We start from the raw sequence: 26,063 nt of genomic DNA on the forward strand, positions 1-26,063 counted from the left end.
CCATGAACGTCGCTGTCGTCGGGGCCGGGGCGGTCGGCTGCTACTACGGGTTCCTGCTGGCGCAAGCCGGCCATGCGGTGACGCTGATCGGCCGTCCCGCCCTGGTCGAGGCCGTGCGGTCGGCCGGTCTCATCTTGGAGCGCGCGGCGGGGTCAGCCGCCGTTGCCGTCGCGACGACCACGGATGGGAGCGGCGTCGCCGGCGCCGACCTCGTGCTGGTCTGCGTGAAATCCGGTGATACGGAAACGGCCGGCGCGCAGATCGCCCCGCATCTCGCCCCGTCCGCCACGATCCTGAGCCTCCAGAACGGTGTCGACAACGCGGAACGCCTCGCGGGCGTCCTGGACAGGACCGTCCTGCCGGTGGTGGTCTACGTCGCCACCGAGATGGTCGGGCCGGGCCGCGTCCGGCACAACGGCCGGGGCGACCTGATCCTCGGCGCCTCGGCGGCGAGCGAACGGATCGCCGCTGCCTTCACGGCGGCCGGCATCCCGACCACCGTCTCGGAGCGTGCCCTGGACGCGCTCTGGGGCAAGCTGGTTACCAACTGCGCCTACAACGCCCTCTCGGCCCTGACGCAGCTTCCCTACGGCCGCCTGGTCCAGGGGGATGGCGTGGTCGCAGCCATCACCGACGTCGTGAATGAATGCGTCGCCGTGGCCGGTGCCGCGGGCGTGGCCGTGCCGGCCGACATCCTCAAGACGGTGCTGGATCTCAGCGTCACCATGGCCGGCCAGCGCTCCTCCACGGCCCAGGATCTCGCCCGGGGTCGGCCGAGTGAGATCGACCACCTCAACGGCTATATCGTGCGCAAAGGCGCCGCGCTCGGCATCCCGACGCCGGCGAACCGAATGCTGCACACGCTGGTCAAGCTCGCCGAGCAGCGCGCCTGACGTCAGGCCTGCGCCGCGGCGTTGGCCTTCCGGGTCGCTGCGGCCTTCTTGGCGGAGGCGGAGCGCTCCGCCGCGGTCCGCCCAGCGGACGCCTTGCCGCCGGCTTCCCCGCCCTTGTGGGCCGCCGGATGGCCTGTCGACTTCCCGCGGCCTGAGCCGCCCGGCTTCTTTCCCCCGCCGTCATCCTTGTCGACGGTGGCCCAGGCGCGGGCCTCCGCCTCCTTCTCCGGTACGCCGCGGGCCTCGTAGGATTCCGCGATGTGCTCGGCCTTGCGCTTCTGCTTGTCGGTGTATTTCGACTTGTCGCCCTGGGACATGGCGCGTCTCCCGAAGCTCAGCCCACGCCGGTCGGACCGTCGAGGATGGCCCGCACGCGGCGGACCAGCTCCGTGCGCCGGTAGGGCTTGTTGAGGAGATCAAACTCCGAGCCGCCGATATCGGTTCGCTCCAGGCTCGCTTCCGCGTAGCCGGTGGCGAGCAGGACCTTGAGCTTGGGCTGACGCCGCCGCGCCTCCCGGGCCAGCAGCACGCCGTTCATGCCGCCAGGCATGATCAGGTCGGTGAACAGCAGGTCGACGCGCTCGCTGGAATCCAGGATCTCCAGGGCCTCGCGGGCATTGCTGGCCGTCAGGGTCGTGTAGCCGAAGTCCCGCAGGATGGTGCGGGCGAGTTCGGCCACGTCCTCGCGGTCGTCCACGATGAGGATGGTCTCGGTTCCCTGCCGGTCGACGGCCCGCAGCGAGACCTTGGAGGGTGCATTGACGGCGCCGTCGGTTGCCGGAAACGAGAGGCGCACCGTCGTGCCCACGCCGACGGTCGACTCGATCTGCGCCGCACCGCCGGATTGCTTGGCGAAGCCGTAGACCATCGACAGGCCGAGCCCGGTTCCCTTCCCCTCCTCCTTGGTGGTGAAGAACGGGTCCATCACCCGGGCCAGCACGGCCGGCGGGATGCCGGTGCCGGTATCCCGGATGGCGATACTGACATAGCGGCCGTCGCGCAGCGCGCCGATCTCCCGGCCGCTGGAGACGACCTCGCTGTTCTCGGTGGAGATCCGCACGGTGCCGCCCTCCGGCATCGCGTCGCGGGCATTGATGAGCACGTTCAGGATCGCGACCTCGGCCTGGGTCGGGTCGACCCGGCAGTTCCAGAGATCCTCGGCGAGATCGAGTTCAACCTTCACGGCCTCGCCCACCGAGCGGGCCACCATCTCGCCCATTCCCTCGACCAGGGTGTTGAGATTGACCGCGCGGCCGTCGAGGCGCTGCTTCCGGGCGAAGGCCAGGAGCTGCTGCGTCAGCGTCGTCGCCCGGTCGGCCGCCTGGCGAATATTTTCGGTGGCGCGCCCGAGCCGGGCACGGTCGGCGTCGGGCTTTTCCAGCCCCGCCGCCAGGATGTCCACGTAGCCAACGATCACCTGTAGCAGGTTGTTGAAATCGTGGGCGATGCCGCCGGTGAGCTGGCCCAGCGCCTCCATCTTCTGCGCTTGGCCCAGCGCCTCCTCGGCGTCGCGGCGGCGCGAGACGTCGAGCTGCGAGCCGAAGAAGTACACGAGTTCGCCGTCGGCGTTGTAGACCGGCGAGACGAACAGCGCGTTCCAGAAGGTGGAGCCGTTCTTGCGGTAGTTTAGGATCTCGGTGGCGAATTCGCGCTTCTCCGCGATCGCCTTGCGGACCTGGGCGACGGCCTCGCGGTCCGTGTCGGGCCCTTGCAGGAAGCGGCAATTGCGCCCGACGAGTTCCTCCGGCGTGTAGCCGGTCATCGCCAGGAAGGCTCGGTTGGCGAAGATGATTGGATTGTCCGGCTGGCGCGGATCGGTGACGATCATCGGCATCCGAGTCGTCTCGACGGCGGCGAAGAAGATGTCGCTCTTGCGGTCCGTGACGTCGCTCGGCGCGCTGTCCCTGACGTGCGGACCTGGCCCGGTCGGCGGGGTTTCCGGAGACTCAGACATGCGAAGCGGTCTTCACCCTCCAGCCCGTGGAAACAGTTTACGCGGGGCTGATCACGACGTACGCGAGCGACTCTAGTGGTCTGATCTACGATGTCGACCGCGCGGCTCCATCGGTGGTGTCGCGCTGCGGACGTGTCCAGGGGAATTTCGGCGCCTCACGCGGGCGCCGGCTGGGCCGGCCCGGCAATCGCGCCCGATGGCGCAGGAGCGACCCGCACGGGGGTCGGCTCGCGGCAGGCCCCGAGGACGGCCGAGAGCGCCTCGTTGAGCGACGTCACCAGGAAATCCGCGGACGTCGCCCGGCGGAGCCGATCCAGGGTCGCCGGATCGCGCTCGCGCCAGAATCCGACGAGGATGCGCACCCCCGGCACCGCGGCCCGGGCCTGCCGGACGGTGAAGCGGATCTGCGACAGGCTCACCGGCTCCAGGTAGGAGAAGCAGATCAGCGCGAGGCCTTCCGGCTTCTCGGGCCGCTCGCCGGCGCGGATCGCCGCCATCGACAGGATCTGCGAGGCCAGCCCGTGCCGGGCGAGGATCTGGCTTAGCATCAGTGTCGCCGCCTCGTCGAACGGGCCGCGGCTCGACACGCACAGGACCGGCGTCTCGCTCCGCCAGTTGGGCGCGAGATCCTCGCGGGCGAGGACGATGCCCGCCACCTGCCGGTCTGGACCAATGGCCGCGAGGGCCGCCGCAGTCTCGATATCGGGGGTCCGGGCTGTGCCTCGCCGCGTCCGCCGCGCGACCGGTGCGGTCCCGAGCCGATCCACCACCGTGCGGATTGCCGCGCCGACTTCTTCCTGGCGCGCGCGGTCCAGGGTGCCGCGCGAGAGATCCTCCTGGGCCAGCAGCAGGCCCGCCAGGGCGACCTCGTCGTAGTAGGTGACGAGGGCGCGCTCCTTCAGGAACTGCCAGCCCTGGTCGATCGCCTCGACGGGGTCGCCGGCGAGCATGCGCTGGTAGAAGATCTCGGGCGGCGACAGGGCCGGCTGATCGCCCAGCAGCACGTCGAGATACCACAGCCGCTCCACGTGCCGGCCGAGCACCACGAGGCAGACGGTCAGCGGCGTGGCCAGCACGAGGCCGATCGGCCCCCACAGGAACGTCCAGATCGTCGCTGCCAGGATCACGGCGATCGGCGAGAGGCCGGTCGAGTGGCCGTAGAGCAGCGGCTCGATCACGTGGCCGCAGATTGGCTCGACCACGAGGAACAGGGCCGCGGTGGCGATCACCATGCCCCAGCCCGGATCGACCGCGGCGGCCAGGATCAGCGGCAGAAGCGCGCTGATCGCGGCGCCGATATAGGGCACGAAGCGCAGGATCGCGGCGAGCACGCCGAACAGCGTCGGGCTCGGCACCCCGATGATCCAGAGCCCGAGGCCGATCACCACACCGAAGGCGCTGTTGAGGGCGAGCTGGGCCAGGAAGAAGCGGCTGAGCCGGCTCGTGGCGTCGTCGATCGCCGCCGTGGTGCGGCGCAGGTCCCCCGAGCCGCCGGCGAGTTTGATCGCCCGGTTCCGCAGGTCCTCGCGCTGGAGCAGGATGAAGATCGTGAAGATCAGGATCAGGCCCGTCGTGGCCAGCGGGTGCAGGATGGGCCCCGCGAAGGTCTGGAGCGTGTCGACGACGCTGGCGCGGGCGGGGCTGATCTCCACGGTGAGCGGATGCGTGCGCGAGCCCGGCTCTCCCCGCAGCTCCGCGGCCGGGGGCGGCTGCAGGGTGGCGCTGAGGTCCTGGACCATGTCGACGATCCGCGAGAGCGTGCCGGCCCCGGCGGTCGCCCCCCGCAGGTCCTTGATCTTGGTGCGCATCACCTGCGTGTAGCGCGGCAGGTCGGAGGCGAGCTGCGACGCCTCGCTGGCGATCAGGCTGCCGATGCCGAACAGGGCGCCGAAGACGATCACCACGACCAGGATCACCGCGGGAACCCGCGGCACGCGCAGCCGCCGGAGCATCCGGACCGCCGGCACCAGGACGAAGCTCAGGAGGATCGCGAGCGTCACCGGCACGAGGATCTCGCGCCCGAGATACAGGGCCGCCATCGTGGCGACCACGAGGAGGATCGAGGCCAGCGCGACGAAGACCGGCAGGCCCTGTCGCAGGCGCTGGGCGGTGACGGGATCCTCGCTCACGGGCACGCTCCACTCTACTTGGGTCTCAAGGGCGATCGCGCGCGGGGGCGTTCGGGCAAGACGGCTCGCGAGACCTGACCCGTGTCAGCCGGCTTGCGCGGTCTCGCCGAGCGCGGTGCTGATCTGGCTGAGCAGCTTCGAGAAATCGACAGGCTTCGGGTGGTAGTCGTCGCAGCCCGCCTGGATCGCCTTGTCCCGGTCCCCGGACATCGCGTGGGCGGTCAGCGCGATGATCGGGATCGCGCGGGTGTCGGAGCCGGATTTCAGCGTGCGGGCCACCGACCAGCCGTCGAGGATCGGCAGGTTCATGTCGAGGAGAATGACGTCGGGCTGGCCCGACCGGGCTTGGTGAACGCCGGCCTCGCCGTCATGCGCCAGGAGCACTTCGTAGCCGCGCCGCTTGAGGCGGCGGGACAGGAAGTCCCAGATCTCTTCGTGGTCCTCGACCAGCAGTATTTTCGCCATCAGAACTCGAACCCCCCGGGTCGCGTCGCGCCGGCCGCCACCCCAACGCGCGGCAACGCACAAACGCCCAACGTCCATGCCGCGATTCCGGTCCCTGGAGAAGAGACCGCTATTGTGGCGGTTGACCCGGCCGGCAGCCGGTATGAGCGTGCGGCCGCGCGAATCAACAATGCTGGGCAGGAAACAGAATGGCGGATCTGTCTGATATCGAGTTCTATCATTCGCCCAATACCCGCTCGACCGGGGTGCGCGTGCTCCTGGAGGAGCTGGGCGTCCCATACCGGCTGCACGCCCTCAACATGCGCGCGGGCGAGCATCTCCAAGATGCCTACCGCGCCATCAACCCGATGGCGAAGGTGCCGGCCATCCGCCACGGTGAGGCTCTGGTGACCGAGCAGGCGGCCATCTACCTCTACCTCGCCGACCTGTTCCCCGAAGCCGGCCTCGCCCCGGCTGTCACCGATCCGGCGCGGGCGGCCTATCTGCGCTGGATGGTGTTCTACGGATCCTGCTTCGAGCCGGCCGTGATCGACCGCTCCCTGAAGCGGGAGCCGGGCCCGCGTGCCATGTCGGCCTATGCCGATTACGACACCGTCGTCGCCCGGGTCATCGAGGCACTGACGCCCGGCCCGTACCTGCTCGGCGCGCGCTTCAGCGCCGCGGACGTCCTGTGGGGCGGGGCGCTCGGCTGGACGATGGGCTTCGGCCTCGTCGCGCCGGATCCGGTGCTGACCGCCTATGTGGAGCGCATCCGATCCCGCCCGGTTTCCCAGAAGGTCGCGGCCGCGGACGCGCAACTGGCGGAGGAGCACGCCGCCGCTGCGGCGGCCCAGGCCGGCGCGGCCTGAGCGGCGGTCAGGCGACCTCCTCCCAGATGCCGGTGCGCGCGAGCTGCGGTGCCGGTTCCGCAGCGCTCCAGCGCAGGGGAACCGCCCCCCGGCGCCGCCAGCCGCTCTCGACGGTGAACGTCCAGGAGCGCTGTGCGCCGATCAGGCTGGCCGCGCCGCTCCAGTCGATCGCGGTGCGGCCCTGCAGGACCAGGAGATCGCCGCGATCGAAGTCGACGAACAGCAGCGCCGCCCGCGGTTCGCCGATCAGGTTGCCCAGCGTGTTGAAGTAGCGGTTGCCGGAGAAGTCCGGCACCGTCAGCACGTTGCCCTCGAGCCGGACGAAGCCCGGCCGGCCGCCCCGGTGCGAGATATCGGCGCCGCCATCGCGGAGGCCGTCCCGGGCGCGGGACGCCACGAACAGCGTGTCCGCGCCCTGGATCAGCGCCGCCGCGTCCGGGTCGAGGCCGGCGAGGGCTTCGACGGGCCCAGCCCTGCGCTGGATCGGCTCGGCCGTGCGCCTCTGGATGTATTGGGGACAGTTGCCGAAGCTCTGAGTGATCGCCACGGTCAGGCCGTCCCGGTCGCGGCGCATCACGGACCCATTGGCCCGATTGCGCCGCCGCGTCGCGAGGTCGATGCCGAGGATTCCGGCTTCGGCGCCGGGCACCAGAGCGCGGACCGCCGGATCGGCGGGATCGAGGACGCCTGCGATCTCGAGATGCGTCGCGTCGGGAGACTGCACGAAGCCGGGCTGCCCGGCGAGCATCGTGGCGACGGGCGCACCGGCGGCGTCCACGGTACCGATGAAGAGGTAGGACAGGCCCGCGAAGAAGGTGCGGTGCTGCTCGGGCATGAACGGGCGGATCGCCGGGGTCTCGCCGAGGACGTAGCCGGCCCTCGCCTGGGCCGCGTGCTCGTCGGCATGAAAACTGGCCATGGCGCACCTCACGCGGGTTCGGGAATGGGAGAGGCCGGCATCGGGATGAAGCCCGGCAGGGCTTCCACCCGGGCGATCCACGCCCGCACGGCCGGGTAGGGCGCGAGCGAGACACCGCCCTCCGGTGCGTGGGCGACGTAGGAATAGCAGGCGATGTCGGCGAGCGTCGGCCGGTCGGCGGCGAGATACGGGCGATCCGTCAGGTGCCCGTCCATGAAGGCGAGGATCCGCGCCGCCGCGGCGTGGACGGTCTCGCGGTCGCCGGGCGCGCCGAACACCACCATCAGCCGGGCCAGGGCCGGCCCGTACCGCACGTCGCCGGCCGCGATCGAGAGCCAGCGCTGGACCTGCGCGGCGCCGAGCGGGTCGCCGGGCATCCAATCCCCGTCCGGCGCGTAGCGCCGGGCGAGGTAGATCAGGATGGCGTTGCTGTCCGGGATCACTGCCGGGCCGTCGGTCAGCACCGGGATCTGGCCGAGCGGGTTGAGGCGCCGGAAATCCGGCGCTTCGCGTTGTGCGGAGCCCGCGACCTCGACGAATCGGTAGGGCAGACCCAACAGGGATAGGAACAGCTCGGCACGGTGGGAGTGGCCCGAGAGGCGCAGGCCGTAGAGGGTCAGGTCCGGTTCGGTCATCGTCTGAGTCTCCAGTTGCGCACCGAATGTCAGCCTTGCGCTCTTCGACGAAAATCCCGAGACTCTGACAATCAGAATTTCAATTCACGCAGCAATCGATGGATCGGCTGGACGAGCTCGCCATCTTCGTCGCGATCATCGATGCCGGGAGCCTCGCCGGGGCTGCGCGCCGCCTGCGCCGCTCCGCTGCCGCGGCGACCCGGGCGCTCGCCAGCTTGGAGGCGCGGGCCGGCAGCCGTCTCGTGGAGCGCACGACCCGTCGCCTCGCGCCGACGCCGGCCGGCCTCGAACTCGCCGAGCGGGCGCGCAATCTCCTCACGGGCTACGAGGCGGCCGTTTCGGGGGCTTCGAACGACGCGGTGCGAGGCCTCGTGCGCGTCACGGCGCCCGTCCTGTTCGGGCGCAAGCACATGGCGCCGGTCGTGTCGGGCTTCCTTGATGCCTACGCAGAGACGCAGGTCGAGCTCGTCCTGGCCGATCGCAATCTCGATCTCGTGGAGGAGGGCATCGACGTAGCCCTGCGGATCGGGCCCCTCGCGGAGTCGCGGCTCGTCGCCCGCCGGGTGGGGCATGTGAGCCAGATCGTGGTGGCGAGCCCGGATTACCTCGCCGCCCGAGGCACGCCACGTTCGCCCGCCGACCTCAGCGACCACGACACCATCCTGGGCGTCGTGCGCTCGGGCGTCCGGGAATGGCGCTTCGGAACGAGCCGCGTGCGCCTCGCGCCGCGTCTCATCGTCAACGAGGTCGAGGCCGCGCTGATCGCCGCCCGAGCGGGGGGCGGCATCGCCCGGGTCCTGTCCTACCAAGCTGCCGAAGACATCGCCGCCGGCCGCCTCGTGCGCCTGCTCGGTGCCCACGAACCGCCACCGGTGCCGGTTCAGCTCGTGACTCCGAGCCAGGGCTTCCGGCCGGCGCGGGTGAATGCCTTCCTCGACTACGCAGCCGAGATCCTGCGGAGCCTGACGGTCCTTCGCTCTGTGGAAGCCGAGGGAAAGTCTGCACCGCACCGCCCATCCTGACGACAACAGGCGTTCGTCAGGGTGCCTGGGGTTCCGCTCCGGCCAAGGAGATGCGATGCGGCGAAGCGGATCCCGCCCGCGTCGCGAAGCGTCCCCATGACCGACAGCCAAGAGCCGGCTCTCACGCACACAGCGACCCTCGCCGAGCCGCCGACCACCTCGATCCCGCGCCTGATCGTGGTCCTGGCCTGTGCCGGGTTCGGCAGCACCTTCGCGCTGCGCTCCGTGGAGCCCCTCGTCGGCGTGCTCGCCCGCGATCTTTCAAGCGACGCCCACACGGTGGCGCTCCTCTCCACCGCATTCGCACTGCCCTACGCGTTCATCCAGCCGGTGCTGGGGCCGATCGGCGACGCACTGGGAAAGGAGCGGGTCATGAGCACCTGCCTCGCGGTGCTCGCCGCCGCCCTGACCCTGTGCAGCATCGCCCCCGACATCGGCAGCCTGTTCGGCCTTCGGATGCTGGCGGGCGCGGCCGCGGGCGGCTGCATTCCGCTCTCGCTGGCGTTGCTGGGCGACCGCGTGCCGATGGACCGGCGGCAGGTGGCGATCGGACGTTTCCTGGTGGCGGTGATCCTCGGCCAGCTCTCCGGCTCGACCTTCGCGGGACTCATCGAGGCCGCGATCGGCTGGCGCGGCGTCTTCGCGGTCACTGCGGCGGTGGCGGCCTTCGCCTGCGCCGCGACCCTGTTCGGCTTCGACCGCACCGGTCGCGCTCCCGCGCGCCGCCCGGCTTTCGGAGAGGCGGTAAAGCGCTACCGGGCGATCCTGGCCAATCCGCGGGCCCGGGTGTTGTTCTCCGCGGTCTTCATCGAGGCGATCGCGGTCTTCGGCGTCTTCCCCCACCTCGCTCCGCTGATCGAGGCCCGCGGGGAAGGCGGTCCGCGCGAGGCCGGTCTCGTCTTGGCGGGCTTCGCGGTGGGCGGCCTGCTCTACTCGGCCCTGGTCGGCCTGCTGGTGCGTCTGCTCGGCCTGCCCCGGATGCTCGTCGGTGGCGGCCTGATCTGCGCCGTTTCGCTCACCGTGGTCGGGCTTGCCGGCACGTGGCAGGTCGACTGCGCCGCGCTGACCGCTATGGGCCTCGGCTTCTACATGCTGCACAACACCTATCAGACCCAGGTCACGGAGGTGGCACCGAAGGCCCGGGCCTCCGCGGTGGCGCTGCACGCCTTCTCGTTCTTCTGCGGGCAGGCGCTCGGGGTCGCGGTGCTAGGTCAGGCCCTGATGCATCTCGGCCAGTTCGGCGCGCTGGCCGCCTGCGCCGTCACGATCCTGGCGCTCGGGATCGGCACGGCCCTCGCCCTGCGGCAGAAGCCGACGCCGGTCACCTTCCCGGGCTGACCGAAGGCCCGGCGGCTCTCAGGGGCGCCCCATCGCCAGCGCCTTGAGGTCGAAGGCCGGATCGGCCGCCTGTTCCGGGTTCAGCGTCGTGCCGGCCGCGAGGAGGCGGCGGGCGATCATGTGATCCGCCGCCCGGTCGACGGATTCCACCGCGCTCAGGGCGCCGTCGCGGAAGCGGAACACCGAGAACGCCGCGCCGGACCCGCGGACCACGCTGGCGTCGCCGGGGCCCGCAAGCCCCGCGATCTGCAGCTTGTGCGGACCCTGGTCGCTCCAGAACCACGGCAGCGCCCCGTAGGGGGCGGGCTTTCCGATGAGCCGGGCGGCGAGACAGCGCCCCTGGTCGATGGCGTTCTGCACGGACTCGATCCGCACGGTGCCGTCGGGCGTGAGCCCGCGGGCGAAGGGGCTCGGGAAACGGGCGCAGTCGCCGATGGCCGAGATCGCCGGATCCGGCGTGGCCAGGAAGGCGTCGACGCGCACGCCGTCTTCGGCCGGGAGCCCTGCCTCCAAGGCGAGCTCCCGGTTCGGCACCACCCCGATGCCGACGAGGACGAGGTCCGCGGCCAGTTCCCCGCCATCCGCCAGCGCGACCGCGGCCGCGCGGCCTCCGCGCCCGAGGATCGCCGTCACGCCGGCCCCGAAGGCAAACCGCACGCCCATCGCCTCATGGGCACCCCGGAAGAACTCCCCGATCTCCGGCGAGACCGCCCGGGCCATCGGCCGATCGGCCGCCTCGATCACCGTCACCGACAGGCCCCGCGCGGCGGCCACGGCCGCGAATTCGAGTCCAATGAAGCCGGCGCCCACCACCACGATGTTGCGAGCGGATGCGATCGCCGATTTGAGGGCGTCCGCATCGGCGAGGCCGCGCAGCTGGCGCACGCCGTCGAGCTCGGCGCCCGGCACCGGCAGCGTCCGGTTGCGCGCGCCGGTGGCGAGCACGAGGTGGTCGTAGCCGAGGCTCTGACCCTCCGAGAGGTGCAGGCGGCGGCCGCTCCGGTCGATCGCGGTGGCGCGGAGCCCTGGCCGATGGGTGATGGCGTGCTCGGCGAAGAAGCCGGGCTGGCGCAGGAACAGGCCCTGCTCGTCGGTCTTGCCGGCGAGATAGGCCTTCGACAGGGGCGGACGCTGGTAGGGCAGGGCGGTCTCGTCACCCACCAGTGTGATCGGATCCCGGAAACCGCCCTCGCGCAGGGAGGCGGCGAGCTGGAAGCCGGCTTGTCCCGCGCCGGCGACGACGATCCCGGCTCCGCTCACGCCCTTGCTCCCGTCAGGGCGAGGCCGCTCTGCGCGACACCCGGCAGGCTGCGCGCGCCCTCGGACATCAGATAGGACCACACCGCGGAAGCCGCGGGTCCCAGAACCTTGTCGGCGCGCCGGACCGCGTACCAGTCGCGCCGGATCGGCAGCCCCTTCACGTCGAGGAGCACGAGCCGGCCGCTCTCCAGCTCGGCCGCCACCGAGTGCACCGAGAGCAGGGCGATGCCCAGGCCGGCCATCACCGCCTGCTTGATCGTCTCGTTCGAGCCCGTGTCGATATCGAGCGGCGCCCGCTTGACCAGCACGCCGCTCATGAATTCCTCGAACACCATGCGGGTGCCCGAGCCCTCCTCGCGCAGGAAGAAGGGCTGGTCGGCGAGATCTTCTCGGTTCAGGCCGGTCTTGCCCGCCAGGGGATGGCCCGGGGGCGCGATCAGCACGATGGGGTGCGGCCCGAAGGTGGCGGCCTCGATCGGAAAGTCCCGGGGCGGCCGCCCCATCAAGGCGAAGTCGATCTCGTAGCCGCGGAGCGCCTCCACGGTCTGGCCGCGGTTGCGGACTGACAGGCTGATCTCGACGCCGGGATGCTTCTTGACGAAGCCGGCGATCACCTGGGGGGCGAAGTACTTGGCGGTCGAGACGACGCCGAGCGCCACGCGCCCGCCCTCGGCGCCCCGCAGGGTGCGCAACCGGTCGGTGCAGGTCTCCAGCACGGTGTTGATGCTGTCGATGGCCCAGAGCATCTCGCGCCCGGCATCCGTCGGCTTGAGGCCGCCGGGCGTCCGGTCGAACAGCAGCAGCCCGGCTTCCTCTTCCAGCTGACGGATGCGCGCGTAGAGCGCGGCCGAGGTCACGTTCAGCTCCTGCGCCGCTCGGGTCATGGTGCCGAGACGGGCCACCGCAGCGACCGCCTGGAGCTGCTTGAGGGAGAGGTTGCGCATGGCGGAGGTCTCGTATTTTTTGCCCTTTGGCACAAGATCGCACAGAAATCTTGAACGCCCGTGCCGGCGGTTCCTATCGATCCGGGGGCCGAGACCGCTATCTTGGCAACGAAGCGGCCGCTACAGAGCCGGCGCGGACGGCGCGATCCCGACAGGCGGGATCCGAGCAGGAAGGACAAGCCGATGGCAATTTCAGCGGCGATCGGGACGCCTCTCGAGGCCTGTTTGGCGCAGGCCGTGGTCGCCAACCCGGCCCTGAAGGACGCCGCCGCCGTCATCGCGGCGATCACGCGCTCGGCGGTCGAGATCAGCGAGCGGATCGGGCGCGGCGCGCTCGGCGGCGATCTCGCGGCGGCGGGCGAGCACAACAGCGACGGCGACGTGCAGAAGGCCCTCGACGTGATCGCCCACGAGAGCGTCACCGCGGCCCTGCGGAGCGCCCCGGTCGCCGAAGTGGCCTCCGAGGAGGCCGAGGAGGTGATGCGTCTGAACCCGGACGCGCCGCTGGCGGTCGCCATCGACCCGCTCGACGGTTCCTCCAACATCGGCGTCAACATGGCGGTGGGGATGATCTTCGGCATCCGGCCGTCGATCAAGGATCCGGCGAACCCGATCGCCTCGTTCACGACCCCCGGCTCGGCCCAGATCGCCGCGGGCTTCGTGACCTACGGGCCGGCCACCGCGCTGATCCTGACGCTAGGCCAGGGCACGCAATCCTACGTCCTAGACCGCGCCGACGGCGTATTCCGGCTGACGAGCCCGGCCATGTCGGTGCCGGCCTCGACCAAGGAGTTCGCCATCAACGCCTCGAACGTCCGCCACTGGGACGCTCCCGTGAAGGCCTACATCGAGGATTGCCAGCGTGGCACCGAAGGGCCCCGGGACAAGGACTACAACATGCGCTGGCTGGCCTCCCTGGTGGCCGACATCCAGCGCGTGCTGACCCGCGGCGGCGTGTTCCTCTATCCCGGCGACGCCCGGAAGAACTACGCCCGCGGTCGCCTGCGGCTGCTCTACGAGGTCGCGCCCGTGGCGATGCTGGTCGAGCAGGCGGGCGGCCGCGCCACCGATGGGCAGAAGCGCATCCTCGACATCGTGGCCACCGGAATCCACGAGCGCGCGCCTCTGGTCTGCGGCTCGACCGAGGAGGTGGACTGCGTGGCCGCCTACTACGCGGGCGGCAAGCCCGATGCCGGCCGTTCGCCGCTCTTCGGCCAGCGCGGCCTGATGCGCTCATAGGCGCAAGCCCGGCTCCCGGACGATGTCGGCACGACACCCCATCATCTCGGTGACCGGCTCCTCCGGGGCCGGCACCACCTCGGTGCGCAACACCTTCGAGCAGATCTTCCGCCGGGAGGATGTCCGGGCGGTGTTCATCGAGGGCGACGGCTTCCACGCCTTCGACCGGGACACGATGCGGGCCATGATGGCGCGGGAGCCGACGCTGTCCCATTTCGCTCCGCGGGCCAATCTCCTGCCGGAACTGGAGGCCGTGTTCCGCAGCTATTCGGAATCCGGGACTGGCCGGACCCGCCACTACGCACACGATCCGCACGACGCCCGGGCCTACGGCATCCCCGAGGGCAGCTTCTCGCCCTGGGAGGAGTTCCCGCCGGATTCCGACCTGCTGTTCTACGAGGGCCTGCACGGCTGCGTGGTCGATCAGGATGTCGACATCGCCCGCTACGCCGACCTGAAAATCGGCGTCGTGCCGGTGATCAACCTCGAATGGATTCAGAAGCTGCACCGGGACCGCTCGTTCCGCGGCTATTCCACCGAGGCCGTCACCGACGTGATCCTGCGCCGGATGCCCGACTACGTGCAGACCATCTGCCCGCAATTCTCGTTCACCGACATCAACTTCCAGCGGGTGCCGACGGTCGATACCTCGAACCCGTTCATCGCCCGCTGGATCCCCACCGCCGACGAGTCGATGGTGGTGATCCGCTTCAAGGATCCGAAGGGGATCGACTTCTCGTATCTCGTCTCCATGATCCACGACAGCTTCATGAGCCGCGCCAATTCCATCGTGATCCCGGGCGGCAAGCTCGACCTCGCCATGCAGCTGATCCTGACGCCCATGATCATGCAGCTCGTCGAGCGCCGTCGCCGCTTGGCCTGAGCCAATCCCGAAAGTTCCCCATGCTCCCACCCGTCATCGCCCCTTCGATCCTCTCGGCCGACTTCTCGAAGCTCGCCGAGGAGACCCGCGCCGTGGACGCCGCCGGGGCCGACTGGATCCACCTCGACGTGATGGACGGCCATTTCGTGCCCAACATCACCTTCGGGCCGCCGGTCGTGAAAGCGCTTCGGCCGCACACGAAAAAGTACTTCGACGTGCACCTGATGATCGCGCCGGCCGATCCGTACCTCGCAGCCTTCGCGCAGGCCGGTGCCGACGGGATCACGGTTCATGCCGAGGCCGGTCCGCACATCCACCGCTCGCTCCAGACCATCCGCGACCTCGGCAAGCGGGCCGGCGTGGCGATCAACCCCGGCACCCCGGCCGCCATGGTCGAGCCGGTGCTCGATCTGGTCGACCTCGTGCTGGTGATGACCGTCAATCCCGGCTTCGGCGGCCAGATCTTCCTGAAGAGCTGCATGGAGTCGGTGGCGCGGGTGCGCGCGATGGTGGCGGGCCGCGACATCCGCATCCAGGTCGACGGCGGCATCGATCCCGAGACCGTGAAGGCCGCGAGCCGCGCAGGCGCCGACACTTTCGTGGCCGGCAACGCGGTCTTCGGCGGCGGTCCGGGCGCTTATGCAGAGCGCATCGCGGCGATCCGCGCGGGCGCGGAGGGCGCCTCCGGTCGCGACCTCTCGTGCTGAGGGCCCTGATCTTCGACGTGGACGGGACCCTCGCCGAGACCGAGGACCTGCACCGGCAGGCGTTCAACCGCGCCTTTGCGGAGATGGGACTGCCCTGGCACTGGGACGCGGCGCTCTACGCCGACCTGCTCACCGTGATGGGTGGCAAGGAGCGGCTCGCCCACTACATCGACACGTACCATCCGGACGAGGCCGCGGCGCTTCATGCGCGGGCGCCGGAGATCCACGCGCGCAAGACGCGGGCCTATGGCGAACTCGTGGCGGAAACCGGGCTGCCGCTGCGCCCCGGGATCGCCCGACTCATCGCCGAGGCCCGGGCGGCCGGGATGCGGCTGGCGGTGGCTACCACCACCAGCCGGCCCAACGTCGACCGGTTGCTGACCGCGAACTTCCCACCGGATTTCGTGCCCTTCGACGTGATCGCGGCCGGTGACGAGGCGGACCGCAAGAAGCCCGCGCCCGACGTGTTCCTCCTGGCGCTCGCCGGCCTTGGCGTCCCGGCCTCCGAGGCCGTCGCCTTCGAGGATTCCACAGCCGGGATCAGCTCGGCCCGCGCCGCCGGCCTGCCGGTCCTGGCGACCCGGAGCCGCTACACCGACACCCACCGCCTCGACGGCGCCTTCTCGGCGGTGTCGGATCTCGGCGAGCCGGGCCGTCCCCACCGGCACATCGCGGGGCTTGAATGGCCGGGCGGCGTCGTGGACCTGCCCGCGCTGATGCGGTGGCACGCCTCCCTGGACGGTCAGAGCGTGCCGGTCCAGGCGATCGGCACCAGCCGGTAGCCTGGACCGGCACGCTCGACATGGCCGAGCGACGGGAACGGGAAGTGGTAGCCCACCACGAGGGCCTTCTCGGCCGCGGCCATGTCGTAGAAGCGGTGGCGCGTCGCCTGGGCCTGATCGGCATCGTAGTCGTACATGACGTGCCAGTCCGGATGCTGCAGGAAGAAGGCCGGGATGTTGGTCACGTCGGACTGGACCAGGAGGCGATCCGACCCTGAGGCGATCGCGAAGGCCGTGTGGCCGGGCGTGTGCCCGGGGGCGGCCAGCGCCGTGATTCCGGGTGCGACCTCCTCATCCCAGGCGAAGGTGCCGATCCGCTCCTCCAGATTGCCCAGCACCCTCCGCGTGTTGGCGAAATAGGCTTGCGTCACCGGGTCGGCGACCCGGGCCATGTTGGCGTCGCTCATCCAGAACGACCAGTCGGGGGCGGCCGCCCGGATCTCGGCGTTCGGGAAGGTCAGGTTGCCGCCCGCCGTCTTCAATCCGTTCGTGTGATCGGGATGGAGGTGCGAGAGCAGCACGAGGTCGACATCCTCGGGTCTGATCCCGGCGGCCTTGAGATTCGTCACCAAGCGTCCGACCGGCGCCCCCGGCACCGATCCGTTGCCGGTATCGATCAGGATCAACTTCGCGCCGCTGTTAATCAGCGTCGGATTGAACGGGACCGTCACTTGGCCGGAGGGCATATAGGCGGCCTGCGCGGCCCCGAGCGCCTCGTCGCGGGGGACATTCCGCACGAAGCGGTCCGGCATCGGAAAGGTCCGGGCACCGTCATTGAGGATCGTGATCTCGTAGGCACCGAGCCGCATCCGGTAGAAGCCGGCGGCCTGTGGCCCTCCGAGGGGGGCGGCGGCACGCACCGGCTTGCCGAGGCCCAGGGCGACGCCGCCGGCGAGCACGCCCCGCACGATGTCGCGTCGACTCGTTGCCGGCATAGGCTCCTCCTCGGGCAGATCTCGACCCGAATGGGGCGCATCGCGGCGCTCCCGGCAAGGGCGCCGGGTTCACGATGCCGCGTGGGGCCTCGGAGAACTACGCTCGGCGACGCCCGAGGCGCCGGTCCGCGCGTCCCTCCTGCCGGCCCTCATGCCGCCCCTGCGCCTCCGTGGCGAACAGCATCGTGCCGGCGACCACGCCGAGCGCCGCCGCGATCCCGAGCTTGAGCCAGCGCGGGTCGGCCGCGGTCACGTGCGAGGCCGAACGGGCATCGAAGCGTCCGTGCGCCCCCGGATCGGCATCGACCGGGTCGTAGAGGTTGTCGGGGCGGTTCTTCTGAGCCTGCACGCTGGTCATCTCCCCGCGATAGCCGTTCCGGGCGAGGTAGCCGTCGATCCAGCCCGGGATCAGCATGTTTCCGATGATCGCCTTCCAGGCCGAGGCGCCGATCCACAATTCCCGCGGCGCCGCGTGCGCCGCCCGGAAGACGTGCCGGGCGATGGCCTCCGGCTGATAGATCGGCGGCACAGGTTCGAGTTCGCGCGGCAGCCGCGAGCGCGCCCAGTCGAACTGGGGCGTGTTCACCGCCGGCAGCTGCACCATCGTCAGCCGCACCCGGCTGCCGTCGTGGAGCAGTTCGCTGCGCAGGGAATCGACGAAACCGCGCACCGCGGCTTTGGCGGCGCAGTAACTCGCCTGGAGCGGGATCGAGCGGTAGGCCAGGGCCGAGCCGATATGGACGATCGTGCCCCGGTCGCGCGGCACCATGTGCTTGAGTGCCGCCAGCGTGCCGTGCACCTGCCCGAGATAGGTCACCTCGGTGGTGCGCCGGAACTCCTCCGGGCTCGTCTCCTGCACGGGCGCGTAGATCGTCACCATCGCGTTGTTGACCCACACGTCGATGCCGCCGAACGCGTCGGCCAGTGCGTCCGCGGCCCGGGCGACGGCATCCGCGTCGGCCACGTCGGCCGCGAAGGCGAGCGCCCGCCCGCCGGCCCGCTCCACGTCGCGGACCGTGCCCTCGAGGCCGGCCTCGCCCCGGGCGATCAGCCCGACGTTCCAGCCATGCCGGGCAAACTCGTGCGCCACCGCGCGCCCGACGCCGGCGCTGGCGCCCGTTATCATCACGGTCCTGCGACGTTCATTTCGGCTCGGCATCGGGCCTCCAGCTGTAGATCGCCAAAACCAACGTCTGCCGCGCGCGATCTTTCCGGGCTCACGGCTGCGCGAAGATCGTGTGCGGCGACCCGCAGTGGCGGCGGTCCGAACTGCCGCCCGCGTTGCTTCGTCGGAAGGCGGCGGCCTATAACGCGGCGACCTCACAGCCGCGACGGCGGGGTCCCGAACGCCCGCCCTCGCCACCGAACAAAAGTCTCACGCAACATGGCAGGCCATTCGCAGTTCAAGAACATCATGCACCGGAAGGGCCGGGTGGACGCGGTCCGCTCGAAGGTGTTCGGCAAGCTCGCCCGCGAGATCACCGTGGCGGCCAAGCTCGGCACGCCCGACCCGGCGATGAACCCGCGCCTGCGGGCGGCGGTCCTCGCGGCCCGCGCCGAGAACATGCCCAAGGACAACATCGAGCGCGCCATCAAGAAGGCGGCCGGGGCGGATGGCGAGAACTACGAGGACATCCGCTACGAGGGCTACGGCCCCGGCGGCGCCGCGCTGATCGTCGAGGCACAGACCGACAACCGCAACCGCACCGCCTCCGACGTACGATCGGCCTTCACCAAGTCCGGCGGCAGCCTGGCCGAGACCGGCGCCGTGGCGTTCATGTTCGACCGCGTCGGGGTGATCGCCTATCCGGCCTCGGTGGCCGATGCCGACACGATGCTGGAAGCCGCGATCGAGGCCGGGGCGGACGACGTGAGCTCCAGCGAGGAGGGCCACGAGATCATCTGCGCCCAGGATTCCTACGGCGAGGTTGCCAAGGCGCTCGAGACCCGCTTCGGCGATCCGAGCCGCACCGGCCTGATCTGGAAGGCACAGAACACCATCACGGTCGACGACGAGACCGGCGAGAAGCTCGTCCGCCTCGTCGAGGTGATCGAGGATCAGGACGACGTGCAGAACGTCTACGTGAACTTCGCCCTGTCCGAGGCTCTGATGGCCAAGCTGCAGGCCTGAACCTCGGCGGCTGCCCGGCGCCGCTCAGGCGCGGGCGGCCGCGAGTTCAGCGCCGAACCGTTCCTGCACGTAATCGTCCAGCGAGAAGCTGTCGTCGGGCAACTGGACCATGAAGCGCTCCGCCACCTCGGTGAGGACGATGTCCGGCCGGACGCGCTCGACGTACGAGCAGTCGAGGGACGTGCTCCAGACGAAGTGCACCTCCCGGAACGTCTCCGCCAGCATGATCGTCAGCATGTACGGCATGACGTGCGAGAAGGAATCGCCGAACAGCACCAGGCGGCGCGGGTCGGTGGCGTTTTCATTGCCGTAGACCACGTGCGCGCCGACATGCAGCGTGTGCAGCAGGCCGGCCTTCTCCCGGGCCTCGACGATCGGGCTGGCATAGGTTCGCACGGCGTCCTGCTGCATCAGGACCGTCCGCGACCGCGCCCGGCGCGGCGGATCGAACGCGCTCCCCAGATCGCCGTCGTGGTCGGTCTCGAAGGACGGTCGGTTTCTGAGTTCCACCCGGGGTTCGGCCCGCAGGGCCCTGCAGATCTCCGCATACGCCAGATAGCAGCCGTCGAAGGACCAGTGGGTGTCGGTCCGGCAGTAGAGCTCGGCCGCGTCGCGCCCCGCCCGCATCGGCGTGACCAGGTCGATGCAGGTCTCCCGCCATCGCCTCCGCCGCCGCCAGCCCGCGTAGAGGCCTCTGAGGCCGCGCCTCGGGCGGTTGCCCAGGGACGGCTCGCTGTGGAGCAGCCGGTAGGCAGGCGAGGCCGTCGGCACGATGTCGAGCCCGTCGAGCCGATGATCGTAGATCATCAGCTTCTCGGGGGCGACGACGTGGCGGTACAGGATACCCATGGCGCGCAGGCGCCGCTCGCGCGTCGTGACGAGGCTCCGCCATTGCCAGATGAGTTTGGTGGTCTCCTCGGGGCGTTCGTACTGGCCGAGGACGTCGTTCGTCCCGGTCTTCAGGAACAGCCACCCGTCCTTGCCGACATGGATGTGGTCGGTGTTGCTCGACGCCATGGGGCCTCGTGGGAATGATCGTCCGCCGGAGGCTCGAAGGGTGGATTCGGCAGCAAGGAGCGGGATGCCGGATCCGCCGCGGACGGACAGTATGGGGAGAAGCGATACCGTCATCCGGCAGGCTCCGTCATGTCCCTCCCCAATGCCGTCGCAAGGCCGCATAGTCCCGCGGCCATGAGCGTCCGTTCGAGTCCTGATTCCGCTGAGGCCGCGCGATGGGCTGCCCTGGCGGCACGCGACGCGCGGTCGGACGGCGCCTTCGTGTACGCGGTCCGCACCACGGGAGTGTATTGCCGCCCGAGCTGCCCCTCGCGGGCGGCCCGGCCCGAGAATGTCGCCTTCTATCCGACCTGCGCCGCCGCCGAGGCGGCCGGTTTCCGCCCTTGTCGGCGGTGCCGCCCGAACGAGCCCGGGCTGACCGGGCGCCGGGCCGAGGCCGTCGCCCGCGCCTGCCGCCGAATCGAGACCTCCGAGGCGATGCCTTCGCTCGCCGAACTCGCCCGCGAGGCCGCGATGAGCGCCTACCATTTCCACCGCGTCTTCAAGGCCGTCACCGGCGTGACGCCGAAGGCCTACGCTGCGTCCCGGCGCGCCGCGGCCCTGGCTGCCGGACTGCCCGGGGCCCCCTCGGTGACCGAGGCGCTCTACGGCGCGGGCTACAATGCCGCGAGCCGCTTCTACGAAGGGGGCGCCGTGCGCCTCGGCATGGCGCCCGATGCCTACCGCAAGGGTGCCGCCGGGATCCGTATCCGCTTCGGCGTCGGCGCCTGCTCGCTGGGCGCGATCCTCGTCGCCGCAACCGGGAAGGGCGTCTGCGCGATCCTGCTCGGCGACGACCCGGAGACCCTGGTGCGCGACCTGCAGGATCGATTCCCGCAGGCAGAGATCGAGGGGGGCGATCCGGCTTTCGAGGCGTGGATGGCGCAGGTCATTGGCCTCGTCGAGGCGCCGGCGCGCGGGCTCGACCTGCCCCTCGATATCCGCGGCACGGCGTTCCAGCAGCGGGTCTGGGAGGCGCTCCAGCAGATTCCGATCGGCTCGACGGCGACCTATGCGGAGATCGCGCGTGCCATCGGTGCCCCGACCGCGACACGCGCCGTCGCCCAGGCCTGCGGCGCGAATGCCCTCGCGGTCGCGATTCCCTGCCACCGCGTGGTCCGCTCGGACGGTGCCCTGTCCGGCTACCGCTGGGGCGTCGCCCGCAAGCGTGACCTTCTGGAACGGGAGGCCAAGACAGAGGGCGGCCCGGCGCGCTCCTAGCGCCGGCCGCCAGGCGGGCCGCCGAAGCCCCCCGGACCAGCCCCCGGTCCGCCCGGCCCTCCGAAGCTTCCCGGGCCGCCCGGGAAGCCCCCAGGACCGCTTGGTGGTGCGCCGCCGAAGCCGCCCCGGGACGGGCCGAAACCGGCCGGACCGTCCACTCTTGGGAGGTTGCCCGTGCCGGGTCGCGTATCGATCGCGGGCCCGCGGGGCTCGCCGCTCCCTCCGAAGCTGCCCGGTTTTCCGCCAGGCTCGGCGCCGAAGCGCCCCGGCACTTCATCGGGCAGGTTGCGCAGGTCCAGGCGGTCGCGCTCCCGTTCGAACCGAGGGGCTTCGGGCTGCGCAGGCTCCGGGGCGAGGCGGTTCTCGATTCGCAGGCGCTCCACCGTGAGGTTGCCGTCCCGCGCGATGCCGGCGGTGAGCACGGCGCGCACGCTCCCCTGACGCGGAATCTCGGCGCCTGGCCGACCCGCGACGGCGTAGCCGGAGCCGAGGTCAAGCCCGGTGCCGGCCCGGCCGATATAGGCCTCCATCGACACCTGCCTGAGGCCCGGCGGGAACGGCAGCCCGGCCTCCGCGGCGTTGGTGACGCTGAGCACGCCGCCCTCGGCCGAGCCGGTCACCCGCGCGCGCTTGCCCGGCGGCAGGGCATCCGCTCCTTTCAGCCGCAGGCCGCCGATGGTCAGAGCGCCACCGGCATCGCGGCGCACGGGGCCAGCCACGCGGTCCGGGCCGGCCGCCCGCGCCTCGATCAGGCTCGCCACGATCACTCCGTCCGGCCGGCGCAGACCGCTGACGGCGACGCGCGCGCCCGGCGTCCAGTCGCCGCGCAGCCCGGCCGTCGAGACGCGCTGGCCCAGCACGATCAGCCGACCCGGCGCGACGGATTCCACCGGGCCGACCACCTCGCTGGTCACGTCGATGCGGCGCGTGGCGAGGCCGCCGGATTCAGGCCGCGCGACCACGTGGACGACCTGCCCGATCTTCAGATCCGCCGCCGTCGCGGCCTCGCCGTCGATCCGCACCTCCACCTCCGGCGGGTAGGCGATGCGCAGGTCGTTGACGATGATCGAGCCGAACCGGCGGATCGTCCCGATCACGCCGGTGCCGCCGATGCCGCGGTCACCCTCGCCGACAGGGCCGTTCCGCGGCTCGTCCGTCCGCATCATGCCGGTGCCGCCGATACCCTGGTCGCGCGGAGCCTCCTGCGGCCGGACGGCGCCCGGGAACAGGGTTGCGGCGCCCGCGAGCAGGCGCAGGACGAGCCGGCGGTTTGGCGAGGATCGCACGGCCGGCCTCTCAGCGGTGGTCCGTGGGTCGGGCCGGCGGCGCGGCTTCCGTGTAGACGTAGAGGCCGAAATTCCAGCGGTGGTCGCCGCCGGGATCGGTCTGGCAGGCGGCGTGCGCCTCGCGATTGGCCTGTTGCAGGGCCTCCATGGCGATCTCGCGCGCCCGGGCCTCGAGCTTGGTCGCGAGCTCCTTGGAGAGCCCGTCGTAATGGGCGGCCCGCTCCAGGAAGCGCGGCGTCTCTCCGACGATGTTGGCCACGCTCGCCGCGATATGGTCGTGAAGGTTGCGGCCGAAATAGTAGAGCTGCGGCCCCTCCGCGCCGTCGCCGCGGGGCACGTAGGCGGCTTCCGCCAGCACGATCCGGTCCTGTGCGTCCATGAAGGCCAGCCCCCGGTCCAGCCACTCGTCGAGCACCGCGCGGGGCCGCAGGTCGCGGGTCACGCCGGAGACAAGGACCTCGAACGAGGGGGCGCTCCCTTCGGCGGTCCGCGGCAGAGGCAAGGGCTGGCCCTGCGGGTCGGTGAAGGCCGGATCGGCGATCCAGCGGGCGATGATCCGGCTCGTGCGCGAGACCACGGCCGGCACGGCACTGACCGGCGCGCCGGCGCCGCGGAGGCGCCGCACCTCCTTGCGGTGGATACCCGTGAGCAGGGAGACACGGCTGTCCGTCTGCTCCTTGCCGGCCAGGGCGAAGTCGTATTCCGCCACGTTCACGTAGAGCTCGCGCAGCAGATCGGTGAGGGCTGGGAAGGTGATGCCGCGCGCCACAAGGAGGCGCACCAGCGGCCGCAGGAGCCGCGCCAGTGGCGCGTGCAGGCTGGCGCCCTCACGCGGTGTTTCGGCAGTCTCGGACATGACCGCATCGATAGCGCATGTGACGTGGGAGACAATCCCACAATGTGCGCGGGCGCACACGATCCGGAGCAATCCGAGTTGACGTGGGATTTTTGCACACGCAAGACTGTTTTGTGGTCAAATTTCCCACGAACTCATGGAGGTCCGGGAATGACGGTCGAAGCGCGGATCCTCGTTGCTGATGCGTCGCCGCCTCTCACGCATCTGTCGCCCTCCGCGCGTCGCGTGCGTCGGACCGATCCCCTGCCGCGGCTTCGGCGTATCGTCTGCGTCGTTGCCGCCCTCGCACTGCCCGCCCTCGGTATCGCTGTCGCGGATACGGTCCACCGTGCCGGCGGACCGAGGGCGTCGCAGGCCGCCGCTCCCGTCACCCCCTCAGGCGGGGCGGCGGCACCCCTCAGTGCCGTGAAGACCGCCGCGCACCAAGCGAGGCGCCGCGAGGTGCGGTCGTGATCGCCGTGTCCGACTCCGGTCAAGACCGCGTCCGGCCGGCGCCCTCCTGTGGCGGAGCGCCCGTCCTCGACCTCGCGCTCTGTCTCATCCTCTCCGTGACCGTCATCGGCCTGCTCCTCCTGGCCCTCTGACCCTGCGGCATGGCCGCTCCACTGACGAGGACCCGATGACCAGATCGTCCCATGCCGCGCTCCTCGGCGCAGCGGCCGGCTGCATCGCGCTCGGCGCCGAGGCGGCGGATCTGCCCCGTCGCGCACCGCCCCCGCCCCTCCCTCCATCGCCGCCGGTCTTCACCAGGACAGGTTTCTATGCCGGCCTGAATGCGGGCTACGCCTTTCACACCGGCAGCGGCGGCTTCGCGGACCCGACTTACGGAACCGTGACGGGTGGCAAACGCTCCGGCGGCTTCGCCGATGGTGGTCAGATTGGGTACAATTACCAATTCGCACCCGGTTCCGGCGTCGTGCTCGGCTTCGAGACTGATATCCAGGGCACATCCTTCGCCAAGGCGGACGCCGCTTATCTCGGCACGACCCCATATTACAGCGTCCGACCGAGCCTGGACTATCTCGGTACCGTCCGCGGCCGCCTCGGCTACGCCTTCGGCCGCGTGCTCGTCTACGGTACCGGCGGTCTCGCCTATGGCGGCGGCTCACGCTCGACCTACGCCGCGTCCTATTCCGATCCCCTGTCCGGGAGCGACCGGACCGGCTACGCCGCGGGCGGCGGCCTCGAATACGCCTTCACCGAGAAGCTCTCCGCCAAGGTGGACGCGCTCTACATCCATCTCGACCGCGGTTTCGCCGGAACGACATATTACAACGCCGGCGTTTCAGCATATTATGGTGCCGGCAAACAGGATGTCGGTTTTTCCCTGGTCAGGGCCGGTGTAAATTACCGATTCTAATCAATATTGATCACGAACGATCTTGACGATTCGGCGGCACCGAGTCGCTATGTACGGCGTTCGGCTTTGCGAATCCGTCGGCCGGTCGGAACTGTCCTTCTCGTCGGCGTCGCGGTGCCGGATGCCGCGCGGGTATCCCCGCGCGGAATCGGACGTCACCCAGGATCGGCCGTGAACGCTCTCAGCCCGAACCCCATCGCGACGGCTTTGCTCGCCCTCGGACTCGCAGCCGGTGCCGTGGCGGCGCGGGCACAGGAACTGATACCGCCCGGACCGACCGGACAGGGGGCCCTCCTGATCTACGGGAACTTCTGCGGTCCCGGGAATCGCGGCCCCGGTTATCGGCCGATCGACGCGCTTGATCGCGCCTGCGCGCGCCACGACGCCTGCTGGCCCAATCCGGTTTCGGGGCAGGCGCTGCCGGCCTGTGCCTGTAACCGGCGCCTCCAGGTCGAGGCCGGGCTCGTCGCCCGCGATCCGCGCGCGCCGGCCCATACTCGCGAGACGGCCCAGTTCATCTCCGACTTCGCGGCGGCGCTGCCCTGCCAGTAGGCCGCGCCACCGGAGCGATCAGGCGGCGTCGGCGGGATTGGCGGCCGCCTTCGGGCCGCCCTTGGCCACGCCCACCAGGGCGGGGCGCAGCACGCGCTCGCCGATGACGTAGCCCGCCTGCACGACCTGCACGACGGTGCCGGCGGGAACCTCCGGATTCGGCACCTCGAACATGGCCTGGTGCCGGTTCGGGTCGAACTTCTGGCCCTGCGGCTCGACGATCTTGACCCCGTGGCGCTCCAGCGTCTTGGCGAGGTCGCGCTCGGTCAGCTCGATTCCGTCGATCAGGCCCTTCAGCGCGCCGTCGGCGGTGGCCTTCGCGTCGGCCGGGACGCTGTCGAGGGCGCGGCGGATATTGTCGGCGACGTTGAGCACGTCGCGGGCGAAGTTGGTGACCGCGTAGGCGCGCGCATCCGCGACCTCCCGCTCGGTCCGGCGGCGCAGGTTCTCCATCTCGGCGAGCGTGCGCAGCATCCGGTCCTTCAGCTCGTCGCGCTCGGCTGTGAGCAGGGCCAGTGCCTCAGCGACGGGATCGACGGATGCCTCGCCACCCTGGCCTGCGGGCGCGGTATCCTGGGCCGCGCCGGCACCGGCTTCGACCGTGGTCTGGCGCTGGTCATCCTGGGGCATGTCGTTGCTCGTCATCGC

The 26,063-nt window shown here is 70.7% G+C and carries 27 protein-coding genes; 13 read left to right on the forward strand and 14 right to left on the reverse strand.

From position 1 onward, the window contains the following. Positions 1 to 2 precede the first annotated feature (2 nt). A complete protein-coding gene (locus tag ACYCO6_RS35505; RefSeq protein ID WP_459768247.1) occupies positions 3 to 893 on the forward strand; it encodes a ketopantoate reductase family protein in 891 nt (296 codons plus the stop codon). A 2-nt stretch (positions 894 to 895) separates the two neighbouring features. Here the strand turns inward: ACYCO6_RS35505 and ACYCO6_RS35510 are convergent, their stop codons facing one another. The 4 genes from ACYCO6_RS35510 to ACYCO6_RS35525 form a co-directional block, all read right to left on the reverse strand. Then, entirely contained in the window at positions 896 to 1,210 is a 315-nt protein-coding gene (locus ACYCO6_RS35510) for a plasmid stabilization protein (RefSeq protein WP_459768248.1), read from the reverse strand. A gap of 17 nt (positions 1,211 to 1,227) precedes the next feature. Further along, the gene (locus ACYCO6_RS35515) at positions 1,228 to 2,847 is read right to left on the reverse strand and encodes a hybrid sensor histidine kinase/response regulator (RefSeq protein WP_459768249.1); all 1,620 of its coding nucleotides are present in this window, start codon (positions 2,845 to 2,847) and stop codon (positions 1,228 to 1,230) included. Between the two features lie 155 nt (positions 2,848 to 3,002). Further along, the gene (locus ACYCO6_RS35520; protein ID WP_459768250.1) at positions 3,003 to 4,976 is read right to left on the reverse strand and encodes an AI-2E family transporter; all 1,974 of its coding nucleotides are present in this window, start codon (positions 4,974 to 4,976) and stop codon (positions 3,003 to 3,005) included. An 84-nt stretch (positions 4,977 to 5,060) separates the two neighbouring features. Continuing rightward, a complete protein-coding gene (locus ACYCO6_RS35525) occupies positions 5,061 to 5,441 on the reverse strand; it encodes a response regulator (protein ID WP_459768251.1) in 381 nt (126 codons plus the stop codon). A 188-nt stretch (positions 5,442 to 5,629) separates the two neighbouring features. On the opposite strand from ACYCO6_RS35525, the gene ACYCO6_RS35530 reads away from it, so the two are divergent. After that, complete coding sequence (locus tag ACYCO6_RS35530) at positions 5,630 to 6,289, forward strand: glutathione S-transferase family protein (RefSeq protein ID WP_459768252.1); 660 nt, start codon at positions 5,630 to 5,632, stop codon at positions 6,287 to 6,289. A gap of 7 nt (positions 6,290 to 6,296) precedes the next feature. On the opposite strand, the gene ACYCO6_RS35535 is transcribed toward ACYCO6_RS35530, so the two are convergent. Together ACYCO6_RS35535 and ACYCO6_RS35540 are read right to left on the reverse strand one after the other, a co-directional pair. After that, positions 6,297 to 7,208 (reverse strand): pyridoxamine 5'-phosphate oxidase family protein, encoded by a 912-nt coding sequence (locus tag ACYCO6_RS35535; RefSeq protein ID WP_459768253.1) that lies wholly within the window; start codon positions 7,206 to 7,208, stop codon positions 6,297 to 6,299. Between the two features lie 8 nt (positions 7,209 to 7,216). Continuing rightward, positions 7,217 to 7,843 carry a glutathione S-transferase family protein gene (locus tag ACYCO6_RS35540; RefSeq protein WP_459768254.1) on the reverse strand — a complete coding sequence of 209 codons (627 nt, stop codon included), beginning with the start codon at positions 7,841 to 7,843 and terminating at the stop codon, positions 7,217 to 7,219. A gap of 98 nt (positions 7,844 to 7,941) precedes the next feature. Between ACYCO6_RS35540 and ACYCO6_RS35545 the strand changes: the two genes are divergently transcribed. Together ACYCO6_RS35545 and ACYCO6_RS35550 are read left to right on the forward strand one after the other, a co-directional pair. After that, the gene (locus ACYCO6_RS35545) at positions 7,942 to 8,865 is read left to right on the forward strand and encodes a LysR substrate-binding domain-containing protein (RefSeq protein WP_459768255.1); all 924 of its coding nucleotides are present in this window, start codon (positions 7,942 to 7,944) and stop codon (positions 8,863 to 8,865) included. A gap of 96 nt (positions 8,866 to 8,961) precedes the next feature. Continuing rightward, positions 8,962 to 10,203 carry an MFS transporter gene (locus ACYCO6_RS35550; RefSeq protein WP_459768256.1) on the forward strand — a complete coding sequence of 414 codons (1,242 nt, stop codon included), beginning with the start codon at positions 8,962 to 8,964 and terminating at the stop codon, positions 10,201 to 10,203. An 18-nt stretch (positions 10,204 to 10,221) separates the two neighbouring features. Here the strand turns inward: ACYCO6_RS35550 and ACYCO6_RS35555 are convergent, their stop codons facing one another. Beyond that, positions 10,222 to 11,463, reverse strand: a complete 1,242-nt coding sequence (locus ACYCO6_RS35555; protein WP_459768257.1) for an NAD(P)/FAD-dependent oxidoreductase — start codon at positions 11,461 to 11,463, stop codon at positions 10,222 to 10,224. Next, the gene (locus ACYCO6_RS35560; protein ID WP_459768258.1) at positions 11,460 to 12,407 is read right to left on the reverse strand and encodes a LysR family transcriptional regulator; all 948 of its coding nucleotides are present in this window, start codon (positions 12,405 to 12,407) and stop codon (positions 11,460 to 11,462) included. The genes ACYCO6_RS35555 and ACYCO6_RS35560 overlap by 4 nt, the downstream gene beginning before the upstream one ends. A 183-nt stretch (positions 12,408 to 12,590) precedes the next feature. Between ACYCO6_RS35560 and ACYCO6_RS35565 the strand changes: the two genes are divergently transcribed. The 4 genes from ACYCO6_RS35565 to ACYCO6_RS35580 are packed head-to-tail and all read left to right on the forward strand — an operon-like array spanning position 12,591 to position 16,018. Beyond that, positions 12,591 to 13,646: a class 1 fructose-bisphosphatase gene (locus tag ACYCO6_RS35565; RefSeq protein ID WP_459768259.1), complete on the forward strand. Its 1,056-nt coding sequence runs from the start codon at positions 12,591 to 12,593 to the stop codon at positions 13,644 to 13,646. Positions 13,647 to 13,668: 22 nt separating this feature from the next. Next, on the forward strand, positions 13,669 to 14,529 hold the full coding sequence (locus ACYCO6_RS35570; RefSeq protein ID WP_459768260.1) for a phosphoribulokinase: 861 nt from the start codon (positions 13,669 to 13,671) through the stop codon (positions 14,527 to 14,529). A 20-nt stretch (positions 14,530 to 14,549) separates the two neighbouring features. Then, positions 14,550 to 15,236, forward strand: a complete 687-nt coding sequence (rpe, locus tag ACYCO6_RS35575; protein WP_459768261.1) for a ribulose-phosphate 3-epimerase — start codon at positions 14,550 to 14,552, stop codon at positions 15,234 to 15,236. Beyond that, positions 15,230 to 16,018 carry an HAD-IA family hydrolase gene (locus ACYCO6_RS35580; protein ID WP_459768262.1) on the forward strand — a complete coding sequence of 263 codons (789 nt, stop codon included), beginning with the start codon at positions 15,230 to 15,232 and terminating at the stop codon, positions 16,016 to 16,018. Before rpe ends, ACYCO6_RS35580 begins: the two co-directional genes overlap by 7 nt. Here ACYCO6_RS35580 and ACYCO6_RS35585 read toward each other — a convergent pair. Continuing rightward, positions 15,979 to 16,953: an MBL fold metallo-hydrolase gene (locus ACYCO6_RS35585; protein WP_459768263.1), complete on the reverse strand. Its 975-nt coding sequence runs from the start codon at positions 16,951 to 16,953 to the stop codon at positions 15,979 to 15,981. The genes ACYCO6_RS35580 and ACYCO6_RS35585 overlap by 40 nt on opposite strands. A gap of 97 nt (positions 16,954 to 17,050) precedes the next feature. Continuing rightward, positions 17,051 to 18,112: an SDR family oxidoreductase gene (locus ACYCO6_RS35590; protein WP_459768264.1), complete on the reverse strand. Its 1,062-nt coding sequence runs from the start codon at positions 18,110 to 18,112 to the stop codon at positions 17,051 to 17,053. 225 nt (positions 18,113 to 18,337) lie between these two features. Between ACYCO6_RS35590 and ACYCO6_RS35595 the strand changes: the two genes are divergently transcribed. Beyond that, positions 18,338 to 19,084, forward strand: coding sequence for a YebC/PmpR family DNA-binding transcriptional regulator (locus tag ACYCO6_RS35595; protein ID WP_459768265.1), 747 nt, complete (start codon positions 18,338 to 18,340; stop codon positions 19,082 to 19,084). Positions 19,085 to 19,108: 24 nt separating this feature from the next. Here ACYCO6_RS35595 and ACYCO6_RS35600 read toward each other — a convergent pair whose 3' ends face one another. After that, a complete protein-coding gene (locus tag ACYCO6_RS35600; RefSeq protein ID WP_459768266.1) occupies positions 19,109 to 20,101 on the reverse strand; it encodes an alginate O-acetyltransferase AlgX-related protein in 993 nt (330 codons plus the stop codon). 174 nt (positions 20,102 to 20,275) lie between these two features. On the opposite strand from ACYCO6_RS35600, the gene ada reads away from it, so the two are divergent. Then, on the forward strand, positions 20,276 to 21,361 hold the full coding sequence (gene ada, locus ACYCO6_RS35605) for a bifunctional DNA-binding transcriptional regulator/O6-methylguanine-DNA methyltransferase Ada (protein ID WP_459768267.1): 1,086 nt from the start codon (positions 20,276 to 20,278) through the stop codon (positions 21,359 to 21,361). Here the strand turns inward: ada and ACYCO6_RS35610 are convergent. Both ACYCO6_RS35610 and ACYCO6_RS35615 read right to left on the reverse strand, forming a co-directional pair. Beyond that, a complete protein-coding gene (locus ACYCO6_RS35610; protein ID WP_459768268.1) occupies positions 21,358 to 22,647 on the reverse strand; it encodes a DUF5666 domain-containing protein in 1,290 nt (429 codons plus the stop codon). The two genes, ada and ACYCO6_RS35610, sit on opposite strands and share 4 nt — an antisense overlap. Positions 22,648 to 22,657: 10 nt before the next feature. Continuing rightward, positions 22,658 to 23,503, reverse strand: a complete 846-nt coding sequence (locus ACYCO6_RS35615; protein ID WP_459768269.1) for a DUF6502 family protein — start codon at positions 23,501 to 23,503, stop codon at positions 22,658 to 22,660. A 449-nt stretch (positions 23,504 to 23,952) separates the two neighbouring features. Between ACYCO6_RS35615 and ACYCO6_RS35620 the strand changes: the two genes are divergently transcribed. The 3 genes from ACYCO6_RS35620 (at position 23,953) to ACYCO6_RS35630 (ending at position 25,415) form a co-directional block, all read left to right on the forward strand. Continuing rightward, a complete protein-coding gene (locus ACYCO6_RS35620; protein WP_459768270.1) occupies positions 23,953 to 24,087 on the forward strand; it encodes a hypothetical protein in 135 nt (44 codons plus the stop codon). A 35-nt stretch (positions 24,088 to 24,122) separates the two neighbouring features. Beyond that, on the forward strand, positions 24,123 to 24,863 hold the full coding sequence (locus ACYCO6_RS35625) for an outer membrane protein (RefSeq protein ID WP_459768271.1): 741 nt from the start codon (positions 24,123 to 24,125) through the stop codon (positions 24,861 to 24,863). Positions 24,864 to 25,034: 171 nt separating this feature from the next. Then, the gene (locus ACYCO6_RS35630) at positions 25,035 to 25,415 is read left to right on the forward strand and encodes a hypothetical protein (protein WP_459768272.1); all 381 of its coding nucleotides are present in this window, start codon (positions 25,035 to 25,037) and stop codon (positions 25,413 to 25,415) included. 18 nt (positions 25,416 to 25,433) lie between these two features. On the opposite strand, the gene grpE is transcribed toward ACYCO6_RS35630, so the two are convergent. After that, positions 25,434 to 26,045 (reverse strand): nucleotide exchange factor GrpE, encoded by a 612-nt coding sequence (gene grpE / locus ACYCO6_RS35635; protein ID WP_459768273.1) that lies wholly within the window; start codon positions 26,043 to 26,045, stop codon positions 25,434 to 25,436. Between the last annotated feature and the right edge of the window lie 18 nt (positions 26,046 to 26,063).

The sequence above is a fragment of the Methylobacterium sp. CM6257 genome, from assembly GCF_054611515.1.

Bases quoted from the DNA above. Each gene is read 5' to 3' on its own strand.
- ACYCO6_RS35530 (WP_459768252.1), top strand. From the start codon at position 5,630: ATGGCGGATCTGTCTGATATCGAGTTCTATCATTCGCCCAATACCCGC.
- ACYCO6_RS35570 (WP_459768260.1), top strand. From the start codon at position 13,669: ATGTCGGCACGACACCCCATCATCTCGGTGACCGGCTCCTCCGGGGCC.
- ACYCO6_RS35560 (WP_459768258.1), bottom strand. From the start codon at position 12,407: ATGCGCAACCTCTCCCTCAAGCAGCTCCAGGCGGTCGCTGCGGTGGCC.
- ACYCO6_RS35510 (WP_459768248.1), bottom strand. From the start codon at position 1,210: ATGTCCCAGGGCGACAAGTCGAAATACACCGACAAGCAGAAGCGCAAG.
- ACYCO6_RS35590 (WP_459768264.1), bottom strand. From the start codon at position 18,112: ATGCCGAGCCGAAATGAACGTCGCAGGACCGTGATGATAACGGGCGCC.
- ACYCO6_RS35595 (WP_459768265.1), top strand. From the start codon at position 18,338: ATGGCAGGCCATTCGCAGTTCAAGAACATCATGCACCGGAAGGGCCGG.
- ACYCO6_RS35505 (WP_459768247.1), top strand. From the start codon at position 3: ATGAACGTCGCTGTCGTCGGGGCCGGGGCGGTCGGCTGCTACTACGGG.
- ACYCO6_RS35565 (WP_459768259.1), top strand. From the start codon at position 12,591: ATGGCAATTTCAGCGGCGATCGGGACGCCTCTCGAGGCCTGTTTGGCG.
- ACYCO6_RS35625 (WP_459768271.1), top strand. From the start codon at position 24,123: ATGACCAGATCGTCCCATGCCGCGCTCCTCGGCGCAGCGGCCGGCTGC.
- ada (WP_459768267.1), top strand. From the start codon at position 20,276: ATGAGCGTCCGTTCGAGTCCTGATTCCGCTGAGGCCGCGCGATGGGCT.
- ACYCO6_RS35535 (WP_459768253.1), bottom strand. From the start codon at position 7,208: ATGGCCAGTTTTCATGCCGACGAGCACGCGGCCCAGGCGAGGGCCGGC.
- ACYCO6_RS35515 (WP_459768249.1), bottom strand. From the start codon at position 2,847: ATGTCTGAGTCTCCGGAAACCCCGCCGACCGGGCCAGGTCCGCACGTC.
- ACYCO6_RS35525 (WP_459768251.1), bottom strand. From the start codon at position 5,441: ATGGCGAAAATACTGCTGGTCGAGGACCACGAAGAGATCTGGGACTTC.
- grpE (WP_459768273.1), bottom strand. From the start codon at position 26,045: ATGCCCCAGGATGACCAGCGCCAGACCACGGTCGAAGCCGGTGCCGGC.
- ACYCO6_RS35585 (WP_459768263.1), bottom strand. From the start codon at position 16,953: ATGCCGGCAACGAGTCGACGCGACATCGTGCGGGGCGTGCTCGCCGGC.
- ACYCO6_RS35545 (WP_459768255.1), top strand. From the start codon at position 7,942: ATGGATCGGCTGGACGAGCTCGCCATCTTCGTCGCGATCATCGATGCC.
- rpe (WP_459768261.1), top strand. From the start codon at position 14,550: ATGCTCCCACCCGTCATCGCCCCTTCGATCCTCTCGGCCGACTTCTCG.
- ACYCO6_RS35615 (WP_459768269.1), bottom strand. From the start codon at position 23,503: ATGTCCGAGACTGCCGAAACACCGCGTGAGGGCGCCAGCCTGCACGCG.
- ACYCO6_RS35550 (WP_459768256.1), top strand. From the start codon at position 8,962: ATGACCGACAGCCAAGAGCCGGCTCTCACGCACACAGCGACCCTCGCC.
- ACYCO6_RS35540 (WP_459768254.1), bottom strand. From the start codon at position 7,843: ATGACCGAACCGGACCTGACCCTCTACGGCCTGCGCCTCTCGGGCCAC.
- ACYCO6_RS35600 (WP_459768266.1), bottom strand. From the start codon at position 20,101: ATGGCGTCGAGCAACACCGACCACATCCATGTCGGCAAGGACGGGTGG.